General features: G+C 50.2%; 12 protein-coding genes, 2 tRNA genes and 2 rRNA genes. 8 read left to right on the top strand and 8 right to left on the bottom strand.

Translation table 11 applies throughout. The features are described 5' to 3' along the window. Positions 1 to 34 precede the first annotated feature (34 nt). From BZG80_RS00650 to BZG80_RS00625, 6 genes are all read left to right on the top strand, one after another. Positions 35 to 110 (top strand) — tRNA-Ala (locus BZG80_RS00650). Positions 111 to 122: 12 nt separating this feature from the next. Then, positions 123 to 198: transfer RNA gene (locus BZG80_RS00645), tRNA-Val, on the top strand. A gap of 599 nt (positions 199 to 797) precedes the next feature. Continuing rightward, a 23S ribosomal RNA gene (locus BZG80_RS00640) occupies positions 798 to 3,806 on the top strand. A gap of 116 nt (positions 3,807 to 3,922) precedes the next feature. Beyond that, positions 3,923 to 4,038 (top strand): 5S ribosomal RNA (gene rrf / locus BZG80_RS00635). Positions 4,039 to 4,571: 533 nt separating this feature from the next. Next, positions 4,572 to 4,952: a thiol-disulfide oxidoreductase DCC family protein gene (locus tag BZG80_RS00630; RefSeq protein WP_077460030.1), complete on the top strand. Its 381-nt coding sequence runs from the start codon at positions 4,572 to 4,574 to the stop codon at positions 4,950 to 4,952. A gap of 8 nt (positions 4,953 to 4,960) precedes the next feature. After that, positions 4,961 to 5,602, top strand: a complete 642-nt coding sequence (locus BZG80_RS00625; protein ID WP_021023460.1) for a flavin reductase family protein — start codon at positions 4,961 to 4,963, stop codon at positions 5,600 to 5,602. Here BZG80_RS00625 and BZG80_RS00620 read toward each other — a convergent pair. Next, the gene (locus BZG80_RS00620; protein WP_077678546.1) at positions 5,599 to 6,087 is read right to left on the bottom strand and encodes a GNAT family N-acetyltransferase; all 489 of its coding nucleotides are present in this window, start codon (positions 6,085 to 6,087) and stop codon (positions 5,599 to 5,601) included. The two genes, BZG80_RS00625 and BZG80_RS00620, sit on opposite strands and share 4 nt — an antisense overlap. 88 nt (positions 6,088 to 6,175) lie before the next feature. Beyond that, entirely contained in the window at positions 6,176 to 7,198 is a 1,023-nt protein-coding gene (epmB, locus tag BZG80_RS00615) for an EF-P beta-lysylation protein EpmB (protein WP_077460028.1), read from the bottom strand. A gap of 33 nt (positions 7,199 to 7,231) precedes the next feature. On the opposite strand from epmB, the gene efp reads away from it, so the two are divergent. Beyond that, a complete protein-coding gene (efp, locus tag BZG80_RS00610) occupies positions 7,232 to 7,798 on the top strand; it encodes an elongation factor P (protein ID WP_021023462.1) in 567 nt (188 codons plus the stop codon). A gap of 67 nt (positions 7,799 to 7,865) precedes the next feature. Here the strand turns inward: efp and frdD are convergent, their stop codons facing one another. Genes frdD through frdA form a run of 4 tightly spaced genes read right to left on the bottom strand, consistent with a single transcriptional unit; the run spans position 7,866 to position 11,174 of the window. Then, positions 7,866 to 8,228: a fumarate reductase subunit FrdD gene (frdD, locus tag BZG80_RS00605; protein ID WP_077460027.1), complete on the bottom strand. Its 363-nt coding sequence runs from the start codon at positions 8,226 to 8,228 to the stop codon at positions 7,866 to 7,868. An 8-nt stretch (positions 8,229 to 8,236) separates the two neighbouring features. After that, entirely contained in the window at positions 8,237 to 8,620 is a 384-nt protein-coding gene (frdC, locus tag BZG80_RS00600) for a fumarate reductase subunit FrdC (RefSeq protein ID WP_077460026.1), read from the bottom strand. Further along, positions 8,617 to 9,372 carry a succinate dehydrogenase/fumarate reductase iron-sulfur subunit gene (locus tag BZG80_RS00595; RefSeq protein WP_021023465.1) on the bottom strand — a complete coding sequence of 252 codons (756 nt, stop codon included), beginning with the start codon at positions 9,370 to 9,372 and terminating at the stop codon, positions 8,617 to 8,619. Before BZG80_RS00595 ends, frdC begins: the two co-directional genes overlap by 4 nt. Further along, a complete protein-coding gene (gene frdA, locus BZG80_RS00590) occupies positions 9,369 to 11,174 on the bottom strand; it encodes a fumarate reductase (quinol) flavoprotein subunit (protein ID WP_077660568.1) in 1,806 nt (601 codons plus the stop codon). Before frdA ends, BZG80_RS00595 begins: the two co-directional genes overlap by 4 nt. A gap of 314 nt (positions 11,175 to 11,488) precedes the next feature. Between frdA and epmA the strand changes: the two genes are divergently transcribed. Continuing rightward, positions 11,489 to 12,466, top strand: coding sequence for an elongation factor P--(R)-beta-lysine ligase (gene epmA, locus BZG80_RS00585; RefSeq protein ID WP_077678545.1), 978 nt, complete (start codon positions 11,489 to 11,491; stop codon positions 12,464 to 12,466). Positions 12,467 to 12,522: 56 nt separating this feature from the next. On the opposite strand, the gene BZG80_RS00580 is transcribed toward epmA, so the two are convergent. Together BZG80_RS00580 and BZG80_RS00575 are read right to left on the bottom strand one after the other, a co-directional pair. Beyond that, complete coding sequence (locus BZG80_RS00580) at positions 12,523 to 14,400, bottom strand: methyl-accepting chemotaxis protein (protein ID WP_077678544.1); 1,878 nt, start codon at positions 14,398 to 14,400, stop codon at positions 12,523 to 12,525. A gap of 202 nt (positions 14,401 to 14,602) precedes the next feature. Beyond that, on the bottom strand, positions 14,603 to 16,489 hold the full coding sequence (locus BZG80_RS00575) for a methyl-accepting chemotaxis protein (protein WP_077678543.1): 1,887 nt from the start codon (positions 16,487 to 16,489) through the stop codon (positions 14,603 to 14,605). Positions 16,490 to 16,532 lie beyond the last annotated feature (43 nt).

The raw sequence follows: 16,532 nt of genomic DNA, 5'->3' as shown, positions 1-16,532 counted from the left end.
TCGAATCCTGTACAACCCACCATTTCTCAGACGCGGGGCTATAGCTCAGCTGGGAGAGCGCTTGCATGGCATGCAAGAGGTCGGCGGTTCGATCCCGCCTAGCTCCACCAAGTCTGAAAGATGGGCGATTAGCTCAGTTGGGAGAGCACCTCCCTTACAAGGAGGGGGTCACTGGTTCGAGCCCGGTATCGCCCACCACGCTTTAAAGGTTTTTGTTTGAGAATCTTTAGAACGTGGTTTATTTAGCAATAAACGACATGCTCTTTAACAATCTGGAAAGCTGACAAGTCATTCTTTAAGAATGACAGTAAAGTTCTCAATCAGTGACATATCATGTCACTCACACAATCAAGTGTGCTTGGACTTTGTCTTATTAAATCAATAACGACAAAGCTTCTATTTGAGTCCGGCAAAAACAAAACCTTAATTGGTTGATGATTCAACWCTCAGTGGTTTTGCGACGTAGATTTCTTTTTTAGGCAACGCGCGCGAGACTTTTGYCGCCGGGAGCGTAACGTGTTACGTGACCAAGCAAAAGTTAAGCAAGAGGCAGCATAAAAGAGAAAGATCGAGCAAAAAAGACCTCTTGGGGTTGTATGGTTAAGTAATTAAGCGTAGACGGTGGATGCCTTGGCAGTCAGAGGCGATGAAGGACGTATTAACTTGCGAAAAGCCCAGATAAGGCAGTAAAAGCCATTTNCGCCGGGAGCGTAACGTGTTACGTGACCAAGCAAAAGTTAAGCAAGAGGCAGCATAAAAGAGAAAGATCGAGCAAAAAAGACCTYTTGGGGTTGTATGGTTAAGTRAYTAAGCGTAGACGGTGGATGCCTTGGCAGTCAGAGGCGATGAAGGACGTATTAACTTGCGAAAAGCCCAGATAAGGCAGTAAAAGCCATTTGAATCTGGGATRTCCGAATGGGGAAACCCACCTGCATAAGCAGGTATCTTAGCGTGAATACATAGCGCTAAGAGGCGAACTCGGGGAACTGAAACATCTAAGTACCCGAAGGAAAAGAAATCAATTGAGATTCCGGCAGTAGCGGCGAGCGACCCCGGATTAGCCCTTAAGCAGACTTGGCGTTAGGTGAACAGGTTGGAAAACCTGGCAATAAAGGGTGATAGCCCCGTAACCGACGGCGCCATATTTGTGAAAACGAGTAGGACGGGACACGTGATATCTTGTCTGAACATGGGGGGACCATCCTCCAAGGCTAAATACTCCTGACTGACCGATAGTGAACCAGTACCGTGAGGGAAAGGCGAAAAGAACCCCTGTGAGGGGAGTGAAATAGAACCTGAAACCGTCTACGTACAAGCAGTGGGAGCCTCCTWGTGGGGTGACCGCGTACCTTTTGTATAATGGGTCAGCGACTTAATGTTAGTAGCAAGGTTAACCGCATAGGGGAGCCGTAGGGAAACCGAGTCTTAACTGGGCGTRTAGTTGCTAGCATTAGACCCGAAACCGAGTGATCTAGCCATGGGCAGGTTGAAGGTTGAGTAACATCAACTGGAGGACCGAACTCACTAACGTTGAAAAGTTAGGAGATGACCTGTGGCTAGGGGTGAAAGGCCAATCAAACTCGGAGATAGCTGGTTCTCCCCGAAAGCTATTTAGGTAGCGCCTCGGACGAACACTACTGGGGGTAGAGCACTGTTAAGGCTAGGGGGTCATCCCGACTTACCAACCCTTTGCAAACTCCGAATACCAGTAAGTGCTATCCGGGAGACACACGGCGGGTGCTAACGTCCGTCGTGGAGAGGGAAACAACCCAGACCGCCAGCTAAGGTCCCAAAGTTATCGCTAAGTGGGAAACGATGTGGGAAGGCTCAGACAGCCAGGATGTTGGCTTAGAAGCAGCCATCATTTAAAGAAAGCGTAATAGCTCACTGGTCGAGTCGGCCTGCGCGGAAGATGTAACGGGGCTAAGCGATACACCGAAGCTGCGGCAATGTCCTTATGGATATTGGGTAGGGGAGCGTTGTGTAAGCYGTTGAAGGTGTGCTGAGAGGCATGCTGGAGGTATCACAAGTGCGAATGCTGACATGAGTAACGATAAAGGGGGTGAAAAACCTCCTCGCCGGAAGACCAAGGGTTCCTGTCCAACGTTAATCGGGGCAGGGTAAGTCGGCCCCTAAGGCGAGGCCGAAAGGCGTAGTCGATGGGAAACGGGTTAATATTCCCGTACTGCTRCTTACTGCGATGGGGGGACGGAGAAGGCTAGGTGGGCCTGGCGATGGTTGTCCAGGTTCAAGGGTGTAGGCTGTAATCTTAGGCAAATCCGGGATTACRYACGGTCGAGACCCGATGTCGAGCCACCAAGGTGGTGAAGTCATTGATGCCATGCTTCCGGGAAAAGCCTCTAAGCTTCAGGTAAGTAGGAACCGTACTCCAAACCGACACAGGTGGTCGGGTAGAGAATACCAAGGCGCTTGAGAGAACTCGGGTGAAGGAACTAGGCAAAATGGTACCGTAACTTCGGGAGAAGGTACGCTGCCCACGGTGAAGTCCCTTGCGGATGGAGCTATGGGCAGTCGCAGATACCAGGTGGCTGCAACTGTTTATTAAAAACACAGCACTGTGCAAAATCGAAAGATGACGTATACGGTGTGACGCCTGCCCGGTGCCGGAAGGTTAATTGATGTGGTTATCGCAAGAGAAGCCATTGATCGAAGCCCCGGTAAACGGCGGCCGTAACTATAACGGTCCTAAGGTAGCGAAATTCCTTGTCGGGTAAGTTCCGACCTGCACGAATGGCGTAATGATGGCCACGCTGTCTCCACCCGAGACTCAGTGAAATTGAAATCGCAGTGAAGATGCTGTGTACCCGCGGCTAGACGGAAAGACCCCGTGAACCTTTACTACAGCTTGGCACTGAACATTGAGCCTACATGTGTAGGATAGGTGGGAGGCTTTGAAACGGCGACGCCAGTTGTCGTGGAGCCATCCTTGAAATACCACCCTTGTATGTTTGATGTTCTAACTTAGCCCCSTTATCSGGGGTGAGGACAGTGCCTGGTGGGTAGTTTGACTGGGGCGGTCTCCTCCCAAAGYGTAACGGAGGAGCACGAAGGTGGGCTAATCACGGTCGGACATCGTGAGGTTAGTGCAATGGCATAAGCCCGCTTAACTGCGAGAGTGACGGCTCGAGCAGGTACGAAAGTAGGTCATAGTGATCCGGTGGTTCTGAATGGAAGGGCCATCGCTCAACGGATAAAAGGTACTCCGGGGATAACAGGCTGATACCGCCCAAGAGTTCATATCGACGGCGGTGTTTGGCACCTCGATGTCGGCTCATCACATCCTGGGGCTGAAGTCGGTCCCAAGGGTATGGCTGTTCGCCATTTAAAGTGGTACGCGAGCTGGGTTTAGAACGTCGTGAGACAGTTCGGTCCCTATCTGCCGTGGGCGTTGGATGATTGAGGGGAGCTGCTCCTAGTACGAGAGGACCGGAGTGGACGAACCGCTGGTGTTCGGGTTGTGTCGCCAGACGCATTGCCCGGTAGCTAAGTTCGGCACAGATAAGCGCTGAAAGCATCTAAGCGCGAAGCTGGCCCCGAGATGAGTCATCCCTAGAGCTTCGAGCTCTCTAAAGGGCTTGTGTCGCCAGACGCATTGCCCGGTAGCTAAGTTCGGCACAGATAAGCGCTGAAAGCATCTAAGCGCGAAGCTGGCCCCGAGATGAGTCATCCCTAGAGCTTCGAGCTCTCTAAAGGGTTGTTCTAGACTAGAACGTTGATAGGCAGGGTGTGTAAGCGCTGTGAGGCGTTGAGCTAACCTGTACTAATTGCCCGTGMGGCTTAACCATACAACACCCAAGAGGTTTTGGGTTGGACTTRAAATAAAGCCAGTTGATTGTGGCGAGAACGAAACAGCTTTCTAGATACGTGTTTTGACTGAAAAGTGAAGACACACCAAATTTTGCTTGGCGACCATAGCGCTTTGGACCCACCTGAYYCCATGCCGAACTCAGTAGTGAAACGAAGCAGCGCCGATGGTAGTGTGGGGTCTCCCCATGTGAGAGTAGGACATCGCCAGGCTCTCATTGCTTATCTTGTTGATAGCTCGATGCTTTTGATATCTGCGATGCTCATGTATTGGCATACACTGCGCGTCTCGATTCAAAATCCTCATCGCATCAAACAAGATAATCTAATTAGNCAGTAGTGAAACGAAGCAGCGCCGATGGTAGTGTGGGGTCTCCCCATGTGAGAGTAGGACATCGCCAGGCTCTCATTGCTTATCTTGTTGATAGCTCGATGCTTTTGATATCTGCGATGCTCATGTATTGGCATACACTGCGCGTCTCGATTCAAAATCCTCATCGCATCAAACAAGATAATCTAATTAGAGCTTAATGTTGGGCTTTAGTTAGCAAAAATTTAAGCATCAAAGCAGATATGTGTAAGACTTTGATAAGTAGAAATACAAAGCCCTGACCTAACGGTCGGGGCTTTTTTGTATCTTTAATCTTTGATGAAAAACCAATAGAGCCCTGGCCTGACGGTCAGGGCTTTCTTTTTTTGATCGAGTGTCCCCGCCGGCGCGTATTAATGCCCCGGGAGGTACCATTATGGTAACTGTATTCTATGACAGCATGTGTCCTTTGTGTGTGAAAGAAATGCGTAAGCTCTCGCGTTGGGATGGCGACGATGCGCTGCGATTGGTTGATATCCACCAAGCGGATTTTTCCATTGATTTTCCCAACGTTGATCCCAGCTCGGCGAATCGTATTTTGCATGCACAAGATAGTGACGGGCAAATGGTGTATGGTTTAGATGCAACCTATGTAGCGTGGGATGCGGTTGGAAAAGGCGCTTGGGTGAGTTGGTTACGCTGGCCGGTTATTGCGTGGTTTGCAGACAAAGCCTATCTTTTCTTTGCCCAGCACCGTTATCGGATCTCGGCGATTTTGACGGGCCAAGCACGCTGCCAACAATGTCAGATTAAATAAGGAAACCCATGTCACTGAGCGTGTATGAGAAAGAAGCCATCGTTGCGATGGAAAAACGCTACCGTGCGACTTTTGTGAACAGCTTATCAGGATTTAAATCAGCCAACTTGTTGGGCACCAGCGATACAAACCAACAAACCAATTTATGTATTGTGAGCTCAGTGTTTCATCTCGGAGCAAACCCTGCGTTAATGGGGGTGATAATCCGCCCTGATACTGTGCCGCGTGATACGTTGGAAAACATTAGAGCGACGGGGTTTTATACACTTAATCACGTACAAAAAGAGATGATTGTGGCGGCTCATCAAACGTCAGCGCGTTACCCTCACGATATCTCTGAATTTGATCAGGTTGGTTTGACGCCTTTATGGCGTGAAAAGTTTGGTGCGCCTTTTGTACAAGAAGCCGCGATCCGCCTTGGTCTTGTTCTCCGTGAAGAGCATACGATGGCGATCAATGGTACTCACTTGTTAGTGGGGGAAATAATCGAAGCGCACGTGCCAGACAGTTGTGTCAGTGAGGATGGTTTTGTCGACATCGAGCAAGCAGGCACCGTTGCCTTGAGCGGATTAGATTGCTACCACACCTCCAGCCGTGTTGGTCGTCTGAGTTATGCTAAACCTGACTGCCAGCCAGAGTGGCTTGATTAGCGGGTACGAGCCATATAATAGGCATTAACAAACTCGCCGTTACGGAACGCAAACTGTTTGGCGGTGCCTTCAATTTCAAAGCCAAATTTTTGATAGAGGTGGATCGCAGCCGCGTTATCCGTGTAAACGGTTAGCTCTATCCGTGATACGTTCAGCCAGTTTTCGGCTAAATCGATCGCTTTTTCCATGAGCGCACTGCCTATGCCGCGGCCTTGATAGGCATCATGAACGCCCATGCCAATATCTGCAACGTGGCGACGGCGAGGATTCGCGGCAATGACGAAGCCGAGATTACCGACCACTTTTCCCTCTAGTTCGGCAACCAATGGGTATACGCCATCAGGTACCTGATTAAGTCGCTTTTCCCACATGGCAAGGCTCGGCATCGGCAATTGCAAGGTGCCCGCTTGGGTTTTGGGTTGCGCATAGATATCACGTATCGCCGGAATGTCGTCGGCGTGGTATTGACGAATAATCAGAGACATAACACATCCTTATGGTGAGCTTGCCTTTCTAATAAGCCATGGAATTAAAAATAAATCAACAGCTTATATTGAATGGGTTACTGATTATTCACTCTAAATGTAGATCCAGCGGCGTTTTACTTGCTCGGCCACCGGTTTCCCGAGTCAGTCGAGGGACTAAATAGCCGGAGAGCTGCTCGATAATCTCCTGCATTAAGGCGCGCGCTTCATCGTCTGAGACTAAAAAGTGAGCGGCGCCTTGGACTTTATCCAATACATGCAGGTAGTAAGGTAAAACGCCGGCATCAAATAGTCGTTGACTCAGTGCCACCAACGCATCCGCACTGTCATTCACCCCTTTTAGCAGCACGCTTTGATTGAGCAGCGTAATTCCCGCTTGTCGCAATGTGTGGAGCTTATCGCTTAACTCGGTATCTATCTCATTGGCATGATTGATGTGAGTAACCATCACCACTTGCAGGCGTGAGCGAGACAAACGTTCAGTAAGCGCAGAGGTGATACGCGCAGGGATCACCACCGGCAGACGAGAGTGAATGCGTAGCCGTTTCACATGATTCATCGGCTCAATGGCGCTGATAAGCCAATCGAGCTCCTCATCTTTGGCCATCAGGGGATCGCCGCCGGATAAGATCACTTCGTCAATTTCATGATGTGCAGCGATATAATCCAATGCACCTTGCCATACGCGTTTGCTGCCCTTGTTATCCTGATAAGGAAAATGGCGACGGAAGCAATAGCGGCAATTTATCGCGCAGCCTCCTTTAACGATCAGTAATACGCGGTTGTGGTATTTATGCAATAACCCAGGAATCGCATTATCTTGCTCTTCAAGCGGATCAGCGCTGAAGCCCTCTACCTCATTAAACTCCTGCGCGATAGGTAACACTTGCTTAAGCAGCGGGTCGTTCGGATTGCCTTTTTCCATTCGGGCAACAAAACTGCGAGGAACGCGTTGTGAAAACAAGCGGCGCGCGGCAAAACCGGACGTCCATTCCTCAGGTGAAATTTCAAGCAGTTGCAGCAATTCACTGGGATCTGTGATCGCCTCTGCGAGTTCTTTGATCCAGTTTCGCTCAACAGCAGGCTGGATTCGGGTTATGATGTGCGACATTTGTGAAAACTCGAAGATGTTAAGAGGATCAAGATGGCGTCTTTCAGCACCAATGAATTCCGCGGCGGCATGAAAATTATGCTCGATAATGAGCCGTGTGTCATTACCGAAAATGAATTTGTGAAACCAGGTAAAGGCCAAGCCTTTAACCGGGTCAAACTGCGTAAGCTGATCTCTGGCAAAGTCTTGGAAAAGACTTTTAAATCCGGTGATACAGTTGAAGCGGCCGATGTGATTGAAGTGGATATGGATTACCTTTATACCGATGGTGAATTCTTCCACTTTATGAACAACGAAACCTTTGAACAAATTGCGGCCAATGAAAGTGCCGTCGGTGAGAATGTTAAATGGTTGGTTGAAAACAACAGCTGTACGCTTACCCTTTGGAATGGCGATCCGATTGTGGTCACACCGCCTAATTTCGTTGAACTAGAAGTGACGGAAACGGATCCTGGCCTAAAAGGGGATACCCAAGGCACAGGCGGTAAGCCGGCAACATTGACCACAGGTGCGGTTGTACGAGTGCCTTTATTTATTCAAATCGGTGAAGTACTCAAAGTCGATACGCGCTCTGGCGAGTATGTTGGACGCGTAAAATAATGACCGACAATAAAAAGCCCTGAGTGTGATTCACCAGGGCTTTTTGTTTTATTGCTTTTAGCACACGCTAGATCATCAATACTAAAAGCGCGGCGACGACACTGACCGTAAATGCAATCGCATAACAGACAACTTTGCCTGCCAAGCCGATATGCAGCTTAAGGTCGTGCAGGCCATGGTGAATGCGGTGCATCGCATGCCACATGGGTAGTGCTAAGGTGGCGAGGATAAGTAACTTGCCCAGCCAATGTTCGGCAAACATCATGACACGGTCATAGCTGAGTGCGCTGGGATCAATAATACCAAGCGGCACTAAGATCCCTAAAATCAGCACGGTAATAGGGGTGAACATGGCGAACCAAGTCCCCCCAGCACCAAATAAACTCCACCAAATTGGCTCATCGGAACGTTTTGGTTTGGGATCGATCATAACACCTCCTAAATGAGCACCAAGGCGATCAGTGATACTACAGCCACAGCGCCCCATTGTGCGCCAATCACCCATTTACTATCCAATAGCTTCCCTTTGATTCGAATTGGCATGACTTGTGGCATCATGCTGAAAAACGTCGTGGCGTGGAACAAGCTGGCGATTAACGCGACCAGATTGAGTAACACCACAACTGGATGGGCCATATAGTCAAGCCATCCCTGCCAAGCCTGTGGGCCTTGTACCAAGCAAATTAATCCCGCGGTTAGGCTGAGAGTAAAGAAGACTAAAGGCAGCACAGTTGCTTCTCGTAGCATGTAGAAGCGATAAAACGGGTGGTGCAGCCACCAAGTACGAGGCATAGGCCGTACATAAGGTTTACGGTTACTCATCCTGTTACCTCCTTCCCTTCTTTATTGGGATTAAACATGGCGATCACCATATCTTGCGTGGAGGCCACTTTTCCTTGGTTAACCGCACCAGCAGGATCGACCCCTTTAGGGCACACTTGTGAGCAATAGCCAACAAACGTACACCCCCAGGCGCCGTTATCACTATTAATCAGTGGCATACGCTCGTGTTGACCACCGTCGCGACTGTCCAGGTTATAACGATGCGCAAGTGTAATGGCGGCGGGACCTAAAAAGTCAGGGTTGAGGCCAAATTGCGGACACGCCGCGTAACAAAGACCGCAATTAATACAGGCTGCGAACTGCTTGTAGCGCGCCATTTGTTCAGGCGTTTGCGTATTAGGCCCGTCTTCGGGGCGGCGGTCATTACCTAAAATATACGGTTTGATCGCTTCAAGACGTTCAATAAATGGTGTCATATCCACCACCAGATCTTTTTCGATCGCAAAGTTAGCCAAAGGCTCAATCAGTACCCCTTTGGGGTAATCACGTAAAAACGCTTTACAGGCTAGCTTTGGCACGCCATCAACCATCATGCCACACGAGCCACAAATGGCCATGCGACAAGACCAGCGATAAGACAGTGACTTATCCAGGTTATCCTTGATATAACCCAGCGCATCCAGAACCGACATGGTTTCGTCACCGGTGACCACGAAGTCTTGCGTGTAGGGGGCCTCATCCGTTGCGGGATCATACCTGAGCACTGAGACCTGATAGGTAGCTTGCGTCATTTTGCGTGCTCCTCTTGTTGGTCGGCGCTGTCACGATTCGCTTGCTCTGCCGCATCACCATACAGTCGTGCTTGAGGTTGTGACTTGGTTATTTTGACATCGCCATAGTCGATGCGAGGGCCATGCTCTGCTTGATAGAACGCCAAAGTATGCTTGAGATAGTTTTCATCATCACGGCTGGTGCAGCCTTCATCAAGACGTTGGTGTGCGCCGCGTGACTCTTTACGCTGTATCGCGGAATGTGCCATGGCTTCGGCGACTTCTAGGCCATAGCCTACTTCAATGGCGTACAGCAGGTCGGTATTAAACACACTGCCTTTATCTTGAATGCTGATATTTTGGTAGCGAGCTTTCAGTTCGGCAATTTTATCAATCGTGGCCTGCATTAAGTCTTCTCGACGATAAATACCACAACCCGCTTCCATGGTTTCACCGAGCTCGCGACGAATATCCGCCCAGTTTTCTTCTCCTTGATTAGAGAGCAACTGATCAATGTGCGCTTTCACGTCTTGAATTTGAGCGTCGATGGCCGCTTGGTTCCAATCTGTGAAACTGCTAGCACGCTTGGCAGCGCCCTCACCGGCTAAACGACCGAAGACAGCAAGCTCGGCGAGCGAGTTTGAACCAAGACGATTGGCGCCGTGTAAGCCAACAGAAGAGCACTCACCGACTGCAAATAGGCCTTTAACACGTGTTTCCGTTTGCGCGTCGGTTTCGATCCCTCCCATGGTGTAATGCACCGTTGGGCGGATAGGGATCGGCTCTTTGGCTGGGTCAACATTGACATAGGCTTTCGCCAGCTCACAGATAAAGGGTAGGCGCTCTTGAATATAGTCTTCACCCAGGTGGCGCAAGTCGAGATGCACCACATCACCGAGTGTGTGCTTGATGGTGTTGCCTTTTTGTTGCTCGTGCCAAAAAGCCTGAGAGACTTTATCGCGCGGGCCAAGCTCCATGTATTTATTCTTCGGTTGACCGACCGGCGTTTCTGGGCCCATACCGTAATCTTGCAAGTAACGATAACCGTCTTTGTTGACAATAATGCCGCCTTCACCTCGGCAGCCTTCGGTCATTAAGATACCTGTCCCCGGCAATCCGGTTGGATGATATTGCACAAATTCCATATCGCGTAGTGGAATCCCGTGACGATACGCCATGGCCATGCCATCACCGGTGACAATGCCACCATTGGTGTTACAGCTATATACTCGGCCGGCCCCCCCGGTTGCCAATACGACCGACTTGGCTTTGATACAGACCAGCTCGCCTTCTGCCATGTGTAAGGCAATCAACCCCTGTACCTGCCCCTCATCGATAATCAAATCGACAACAAAATATTCGTCTAGGCGCTGGATTTGTGGGTATTTGACCGAGGTTTGGAATAAAGTATGCAACATGTGAAAGCCGGTTTTATCGGCAGCGAACCACGTCCGCTCCACTTTCATACCGCCGAATCGACGCACATTAATGCTGCCGTCGTCTTTACGGCTCCAAGGGCACCCCCATTGCTCCAATTGCACCATTTCATGGGCGCAATTTTTAACAAAGTAGTCGACAACGTCTTGCTCACATAACCAATCGCCGCCGCTGACGGTATCATTAAAATGATTGTCTAAGCTGTCCTCGTCCTTGATGACGGCCGCTGAGCCACCTTCGGCTGCCACAGTGTGTGAGCGCATCGGGTAGACCTTAGACACCAATGCAATATTAAGAGAGGGATCGGCCTCTGCAGCCGCAATAGCGGTGCGCAGTCCAGCGCCACCGGCGCCGATAACTGCAATATCTGTAGTGAGAGTCCGCACGTTCATCCTCCAGTGTTATAGGGAAAGCCAGTGCTTGGCTTGTTTATTGTTGTGCTGTCATAGTAGGCAATCTCGTCTGCGTAAAAATTGACTCAGTCGGGGAATTGCCGCGATTTTGCGGGCATGGGTGTTAAATTGCATAAAAGTGTGAGATGAATCGGTAAGTGTGCGATAGCGTTGAAAAAGCGCGCAAGACTTGCAATAGAAATGCGCCATGTGACACGCCAATATTGCGTAACAAGCAAGCAGGAAGGCGCTTGTTATTTTGCTCGCTGGCGATAGACTGGCGCCATGGTGCGAACAGAGAATTTTTTATGACCTTAACCACGCAATGGCCACCAACTGCGTCGCTAGAGCAACTGAAAAAGCGAGCCGATATCATGGCACGTCTTCGGCAATTTTTTGCTGACCGTGGCGTATGGGAAGTGGATACGCCAGCACTTAGCCAAGCGGCGGTCACCGATGTGCACCTACATAGCTTTACAACGTCTTTGGTTGGGCCTGGTTTCGCTGACGGCGTGTCGTTGCACTTAATGACCAGCCCTGAGTTTCATATGAAGCGGTTATTGGCCGCGGGGAGCGGACCGATTTACCAAATCAGTAAAGCGTTTCGTAACGAAGAAGCTGGCCGTTACCACAATCCGGAATTTACCATGCTCGAATGGTATCGCCCTGGTTTTGATCACCACCAGTTGATGGATGAAATGGATGCGCTGTTGCAAGTGGTACTCAGGTGCCAAGGTGCGACGCGAATGAGCTATCAAGCGGCTTTTCAATCATGCACTGGACTTTGTCCATTACGCGCGGATATTCCTCAGCTGCGCGCACTTGCGGCCACCCAGGGATTGGCCGATATCACCCAAGATGAGACAGATAAAGATACCTTGTTGCAACTGCTTTTCTCGGTGATGGTGGAGCCCAATATTGGCTTACAGGCGCCTGTTTTTGTTTATGACTTTCCTGCATCACAAGCCGCGCTGGCAAAAATCAGCGAAGCAGACGCGCGCGTCGCACATCGGTTTGAGGTGTATTACCAAGGGATTGAGCTGGCAAATGGTTTTTATGAGTTGCAAGACGCTTGCGAACAGCGTCGGCGGTTTGAGGCGGATAACCAAGCGCGGATTGCACGAGGATTAGTGCCACAACCTATCGATACGCACTTGCTCGCCGCATTAGAGGCAGGCTTACCCGATTGTGCGGGCGTGGCGCTGGGTGTTGACCGCTTAGTCATGCTGGCTTTGGGGTGTGACCATATTGATGCGGTGACCGCGTTTCCTGTTTCGCGCGCTTAACAAGGCCGCACCGATAAAAACGCCGCCCGAAGACGGCGTTTAGGGCAGGGACCGGTTTAGACTTTAAATTTAGATAAGTCTTGATGCATGTCTTGAGCCGCCTGCGCCATGCTGTCACCTTGGTCGCCTGTGGCGCTCGCTTGTTGATGGATCTCGTAGGAGAGATCTTTTACCGCTTGGGTATTGCGATTAATATCGTCGGTGACCGCGCGCTGCTCTTCTGCGGCGCTGGCAATTTGAATCGCCATTTCTGAAATCCGCCCAATCGCAGTGGTGATTTGGTTGAGACGCTCACTCGCAGCTTCAGCACGATCAACGCTTGATGTCGCCATCTCATTACTTTGGGTCATATCATCCACGGCCCGTTGCGTCGTGTGCTGTAGAGTCTCAATCATATTGCGAATTTCTTCGGTAGAGTCGTGTGTCCGTTGGCTTAATACCCGTACTTCATCGGCGACTACCGCAAAGCCGCGCCCTTGTTCACCCGCGCGTGCCGCTTCTATCGCCGCATTCAATGCCAACAGGTTGGTTTGTTCCGCCACCCCTTGTATGGTCGCAATAATTTGGTTAATACTCTGCGCGTTTTCATCCAGTTCACGGATCACATTGGTGGCGCGCTCGACTTGCTGAGCCAATTGGGTGATGGCGTCGCGGTTGTCACCCACCACACTTAACCCTTCTTGGCATGATTGCTCCGCTTGTTGCGCCGAAGTGGCGGTATCCTCGGCATGGCTGGCCACTTCGTTGGCGGTGGTTGACATCTCATGGATCGCGGTAGCAATTTGGTCGACATCGTTTTGCTGCTTGTCGACTAATTGACTCGATTGTAACGCATGGGTTCGGCATTCCTCGGCGCTTTGCGACAATGTCATACTTTGATTGACCGCTTTACCGACCATTTGCTGAAGTTGTGCAAGGAAGGCGTTAACGTACTCGGCCAATTCACCAATTTCATCGCGACGGGCTATGTTGATCCTTTGGGTCAGATCACCTTCACCGGCAGAGAGCGTCCGCACCGCCGCGGTTAATTCACCCAACGGCTTGAGTAATTGTTTAATCAGGGCCCCGGCGATAAAGGCAATCACGACAAAAAGAATGACAGAGGCGATCACCACAAAAGTAATTTGCTCTGATACGGAGGCGTAAGCTTGCGCTTTATCTTCGACAATACCCAGCGTCCAATCGGTGTTGGGGACGGTTATTGCAGCAAGCAGTTTTTCTTTGCCGTTGAGCTCAAAGGTGGTGAGTTGGCGTTGCGCACTGGCATTGGCCATAAAGTTGCGAGTCAGCTCGTCATCCAGATCGGTGAGCGGTTGGCGACTTAAGTCCGTATCACGATACGCGACGAGGCGATTTTCACCGTCGACCAAAAAGGCAAAGCCATTACTGAGCTTCAAATTGAGCACCTGCTCGACGATATCAGTCACGGTGACATCGGCGGCGATCACACCTTGGTATTGGCCATTAAAGGCCTTGGCTAAACTGACCACTAGGCTACCGTCAAAATCCTGATAGGGCTCAGTAATAATAAGTTCATTGACTCCACTCGCACTCTGGTACCAGGGCCGTGTGCGCGGATCGTAATCCGCTGGCCAGTCTTCACTTTTATCACCATAAGCAATGCGTCCATCGCTAAACCCAGCATAAACGGATAAAAAGTGTCCCGCACGCTTCGTCACTAGCAGTTCACGATCGACATTGACGTTATTCGCAATCAGCGTCTCATTGGCCAGAAGCATATCGGCACGCGTACTTAACCAGCTATCAATGAACTGAGTGGTAGCATCACCGACATCATGCATTTGTTTGGTAATGCTGGTGGTGGTTTCAGTTTGGAGCTGACGCACAGAAATGCTGGCAAGCACCGCACTGACCAGCGCGACGATAAAGGCAATAGCCACAATAATTTTCAGCTTAATTGTCGGCTTGGGCATAGACACATTTCCATCTCATTAAAAAATATCTTTGAGTGTATACGCAAGGCTTACAGCAAAGTTAGATCAATGAGGCAAATCGCGTTGATAAGTGAGGACAAGGAATCGTTGAACGCAGAATTTGTGATCTTTCTGCCAATAGAGAGGCTGCCTACTGGTATAGGCAGCCTGGTTGCATCGCCGTGTTCATATCGTTGACGCGTTAGACTTTAAATTTAGACAAGTCACTGTGCATCGCCTGCGCGTCTTGCGCCATTTGCTCGCCTTGCTCCCCCGTTTCGTTCGATTTTTGATGAAGCTCCAGTGATAAATCGCGCACCGCTTGGGTATTGCGATTGATATCTTCAGTGACGGCACGTTGCTCTTCAGCCGCGCTGGCAATTTGTGCCGCCATTTCGGAGATATCGCCAATCGCGCGTGTGATTTGATTGAGTTTATCACTGGCTGAGGCGGCGCGATCGACACTGGAGGTTGCCATTTCGTTACTTTGGGTCATGCCATCCACCGCACGTTGTGTCGTGTTCTGCAGCGTTTCTATCATATTGCGGATTTCTTCGGTGGAGTCGTGCGTGCGTTGACTCAGTACACGTACCTCGTCAGCGACCACCGCAAACCCTCGGCCTTGCTCACCAGCACGCGCAGCCTCGATCGCGGCGTTAAGCGCCAGTAGGTTCGTTTGCTCGGCAATCCCTTGGATGGTGGAAATGATTTGATTAATGCTTTGCGAGTTTGTGTCTAGCTCTCGAATCACATTGGTGGCTTGTTCGACCTGTTCTGCCAACTGTGTGATCGCGTCACGGTTACTTTCCACGACCTCTAAGCCATCTCGGCATGAACTTTCTGCTTCTTGGGCTGAACGAGCGGTTTGTTCGGCATTGCTGGCCACTTCATTGGCAGTGGCTGACATTTGGTGAATGGCGGTCGCGATTTGATCGACATCACCTTGCTGTTGTCCGACCAAACCGGTCGACTGATGCGCAAGATTTCGACATTGGTCCGCGCGTTCAGACAATCCCACACTTTGGGTGACGCTTCGACCAATCATGGCTTGCAATTGCGCTAAAAACGCATTGACGTGTCCGGCTAACTCACCGATTTCATCGTGGCGCACAATATCAAGACGCTGAGTAAGATCGCCATTGCCTTGCGATAAGGAACTTACTGCGTGCGTCAGCTGAGTCAGCGGGGCCAGCATACGGTGAATGAGGAAGCCGGCAATAAAAGCGATAACGACAAACAAAATCACCGACGTGACCAACGTGGAGACTATTTGCTCGGAAACGGAGGCAAACGCCAGTTGTTTGTCTTGAACCACCCCTAGACTCCAGTTAGCGCCTTCCACTTTTGTGACCGCAATGAGTTTTTCGCGGCCATCGCCATCGAACGTCACGGTGCCCAGTGCTTGGCTGTTTCGTGCATTTTGGATGAAGGCTGGTGTGAGCTCATCGTCGACCTGCGTTAAAGCTTTTCCACTCAGCGCGGTATCGCGATAGGCGACCACCTTATTGTTGCTATCAACCAAAAACGCGAAGCCTTCGTTGGGTAGGCGTACGTTAAGCACCTCTTTGACAATGGCGTCGACAGATAAGTCAGCAGCAATAACCCCTTCGAACTGTTGATTAAATGCTTTAGCAAAGCTGATGACCATGCCAGCGCCATTGGCATCGACATAAGGAGGCGTAATAATTAAATCGTTTGCCGCATTGGCTTGCTTATACCAAGGACGTGAACGAGGGTCATAGTCGGTTGGCCAGCTTTCGGTTTTATCACCATAGGCGATGGTTCCATCAGCAAAGCCGGCATAGACGGTAAGAAAATCACCCTGGCGTTTGGTCAGTAATAATTCGCGATCAACATTCGGTTGGCTAGCAATCAAAGGCACATTCGCGACGAGCATTTTGCTGCGGATGTCGAGCCATTCTTCGATAAAGTTGCTCGTTGATAGCCCCACATCTCTCATTTGAGCGGTGACGCTTTGTTCGGTTTCTGCTTCAAGTTGATTGACTGAAAACCATGCCTGTACTGCACTGACTAAGGCGACGACCAAAGCAACCGCAAGTAATATTTTGGTCTTGATGGTAAATTTCATTAAAGATCCCTCGTACTACCACACTATGACGACACTTTCTTAT

The organism is Salinivibrio sp. MA440 (genome assembly GCF_001996265.1).
Lineage (GTDB): Bacteria > Pseudomonadota > Gammaproteobacteria > Enterobacterales > Vibrionaceae > Salinivibrio > Salinivibrio costicola.
This window is presented reverse-complemented; position numbering and strand designations above follow the sequence as displayed.

Coding starts and splice junctions, on each gene's coding strand:
- BZG80_RS00630 (WP_077460030.1), top strand. CDS start 4,572: ATGGTAACTGTATTCTATGACAGCATGTGTCCTTTGTGTGTGAAAGAA.
- BZG80_RS00625 (WP_021023460.1), top strand. CDS start 4,961: ATGTCACTGAGCGTGTATGAGAAAGAAGCCATCGTTGCGATGGAAAAA.
- BZG80_RS00620 (WP_077678546.1), bottom strand. CDS start 6,087: ATGTCTCTGATTATTCGTCAATACCACGCCGACGACATTCCGGCGATA.
- epmB (WP_077460028.1), bottom strand. CDS start 7,198: ATGTCGCACATCATAACCCGAATCCAGCCTGCTGTTGAGCGAAACTGG.
- efp (WP_021023462.1), top strand. CDS start 7,232: ATGGCGTCTTTCAGCACCAATGAATTCCGCGGCGGCATGAAAATTATG.
- frdD (WP_077460027.1), bottom strand. CDS start 8,228: ATGATCGATCCCAAACCAAAACGTTCCGATGAGCCAATTTGGTGGAGT.
- frdC (WP_077460026.1), bottom strand. CDS start 8,620: ATGAGTAACCGTAAACCTTATGTACGGCCTATGCCTCGTACTTGGTGG.
- BZG80_RS00595 (WP_021023465.1), bottom strand. CDS start 9,372: ATGACGCAAGCTACCTATCAGGTCTCAGTGCTCAGGTATGATCCCGCA.
- epmA (WP_077678545.1), top strand. CDS start 11,489: ATGACCTTAACCACGCAATGGCCACCAACTGCGTCGCTAGAGCAACTG.
- BZG80_RS00580 (WP_077678544.1), bottom strand. CDS start 14,400: ATGCCCAAGCCGACAATTAAGCTGAAAATTATTGTGGCTATTGCCTTT.
- BZG80_RS00575 (WP_077678543.1), bottom strand. CDS start 16,489: ATGAAATTTACCATCAAGACCAAAATATTACTTGCGGTTGCTTTGGTC.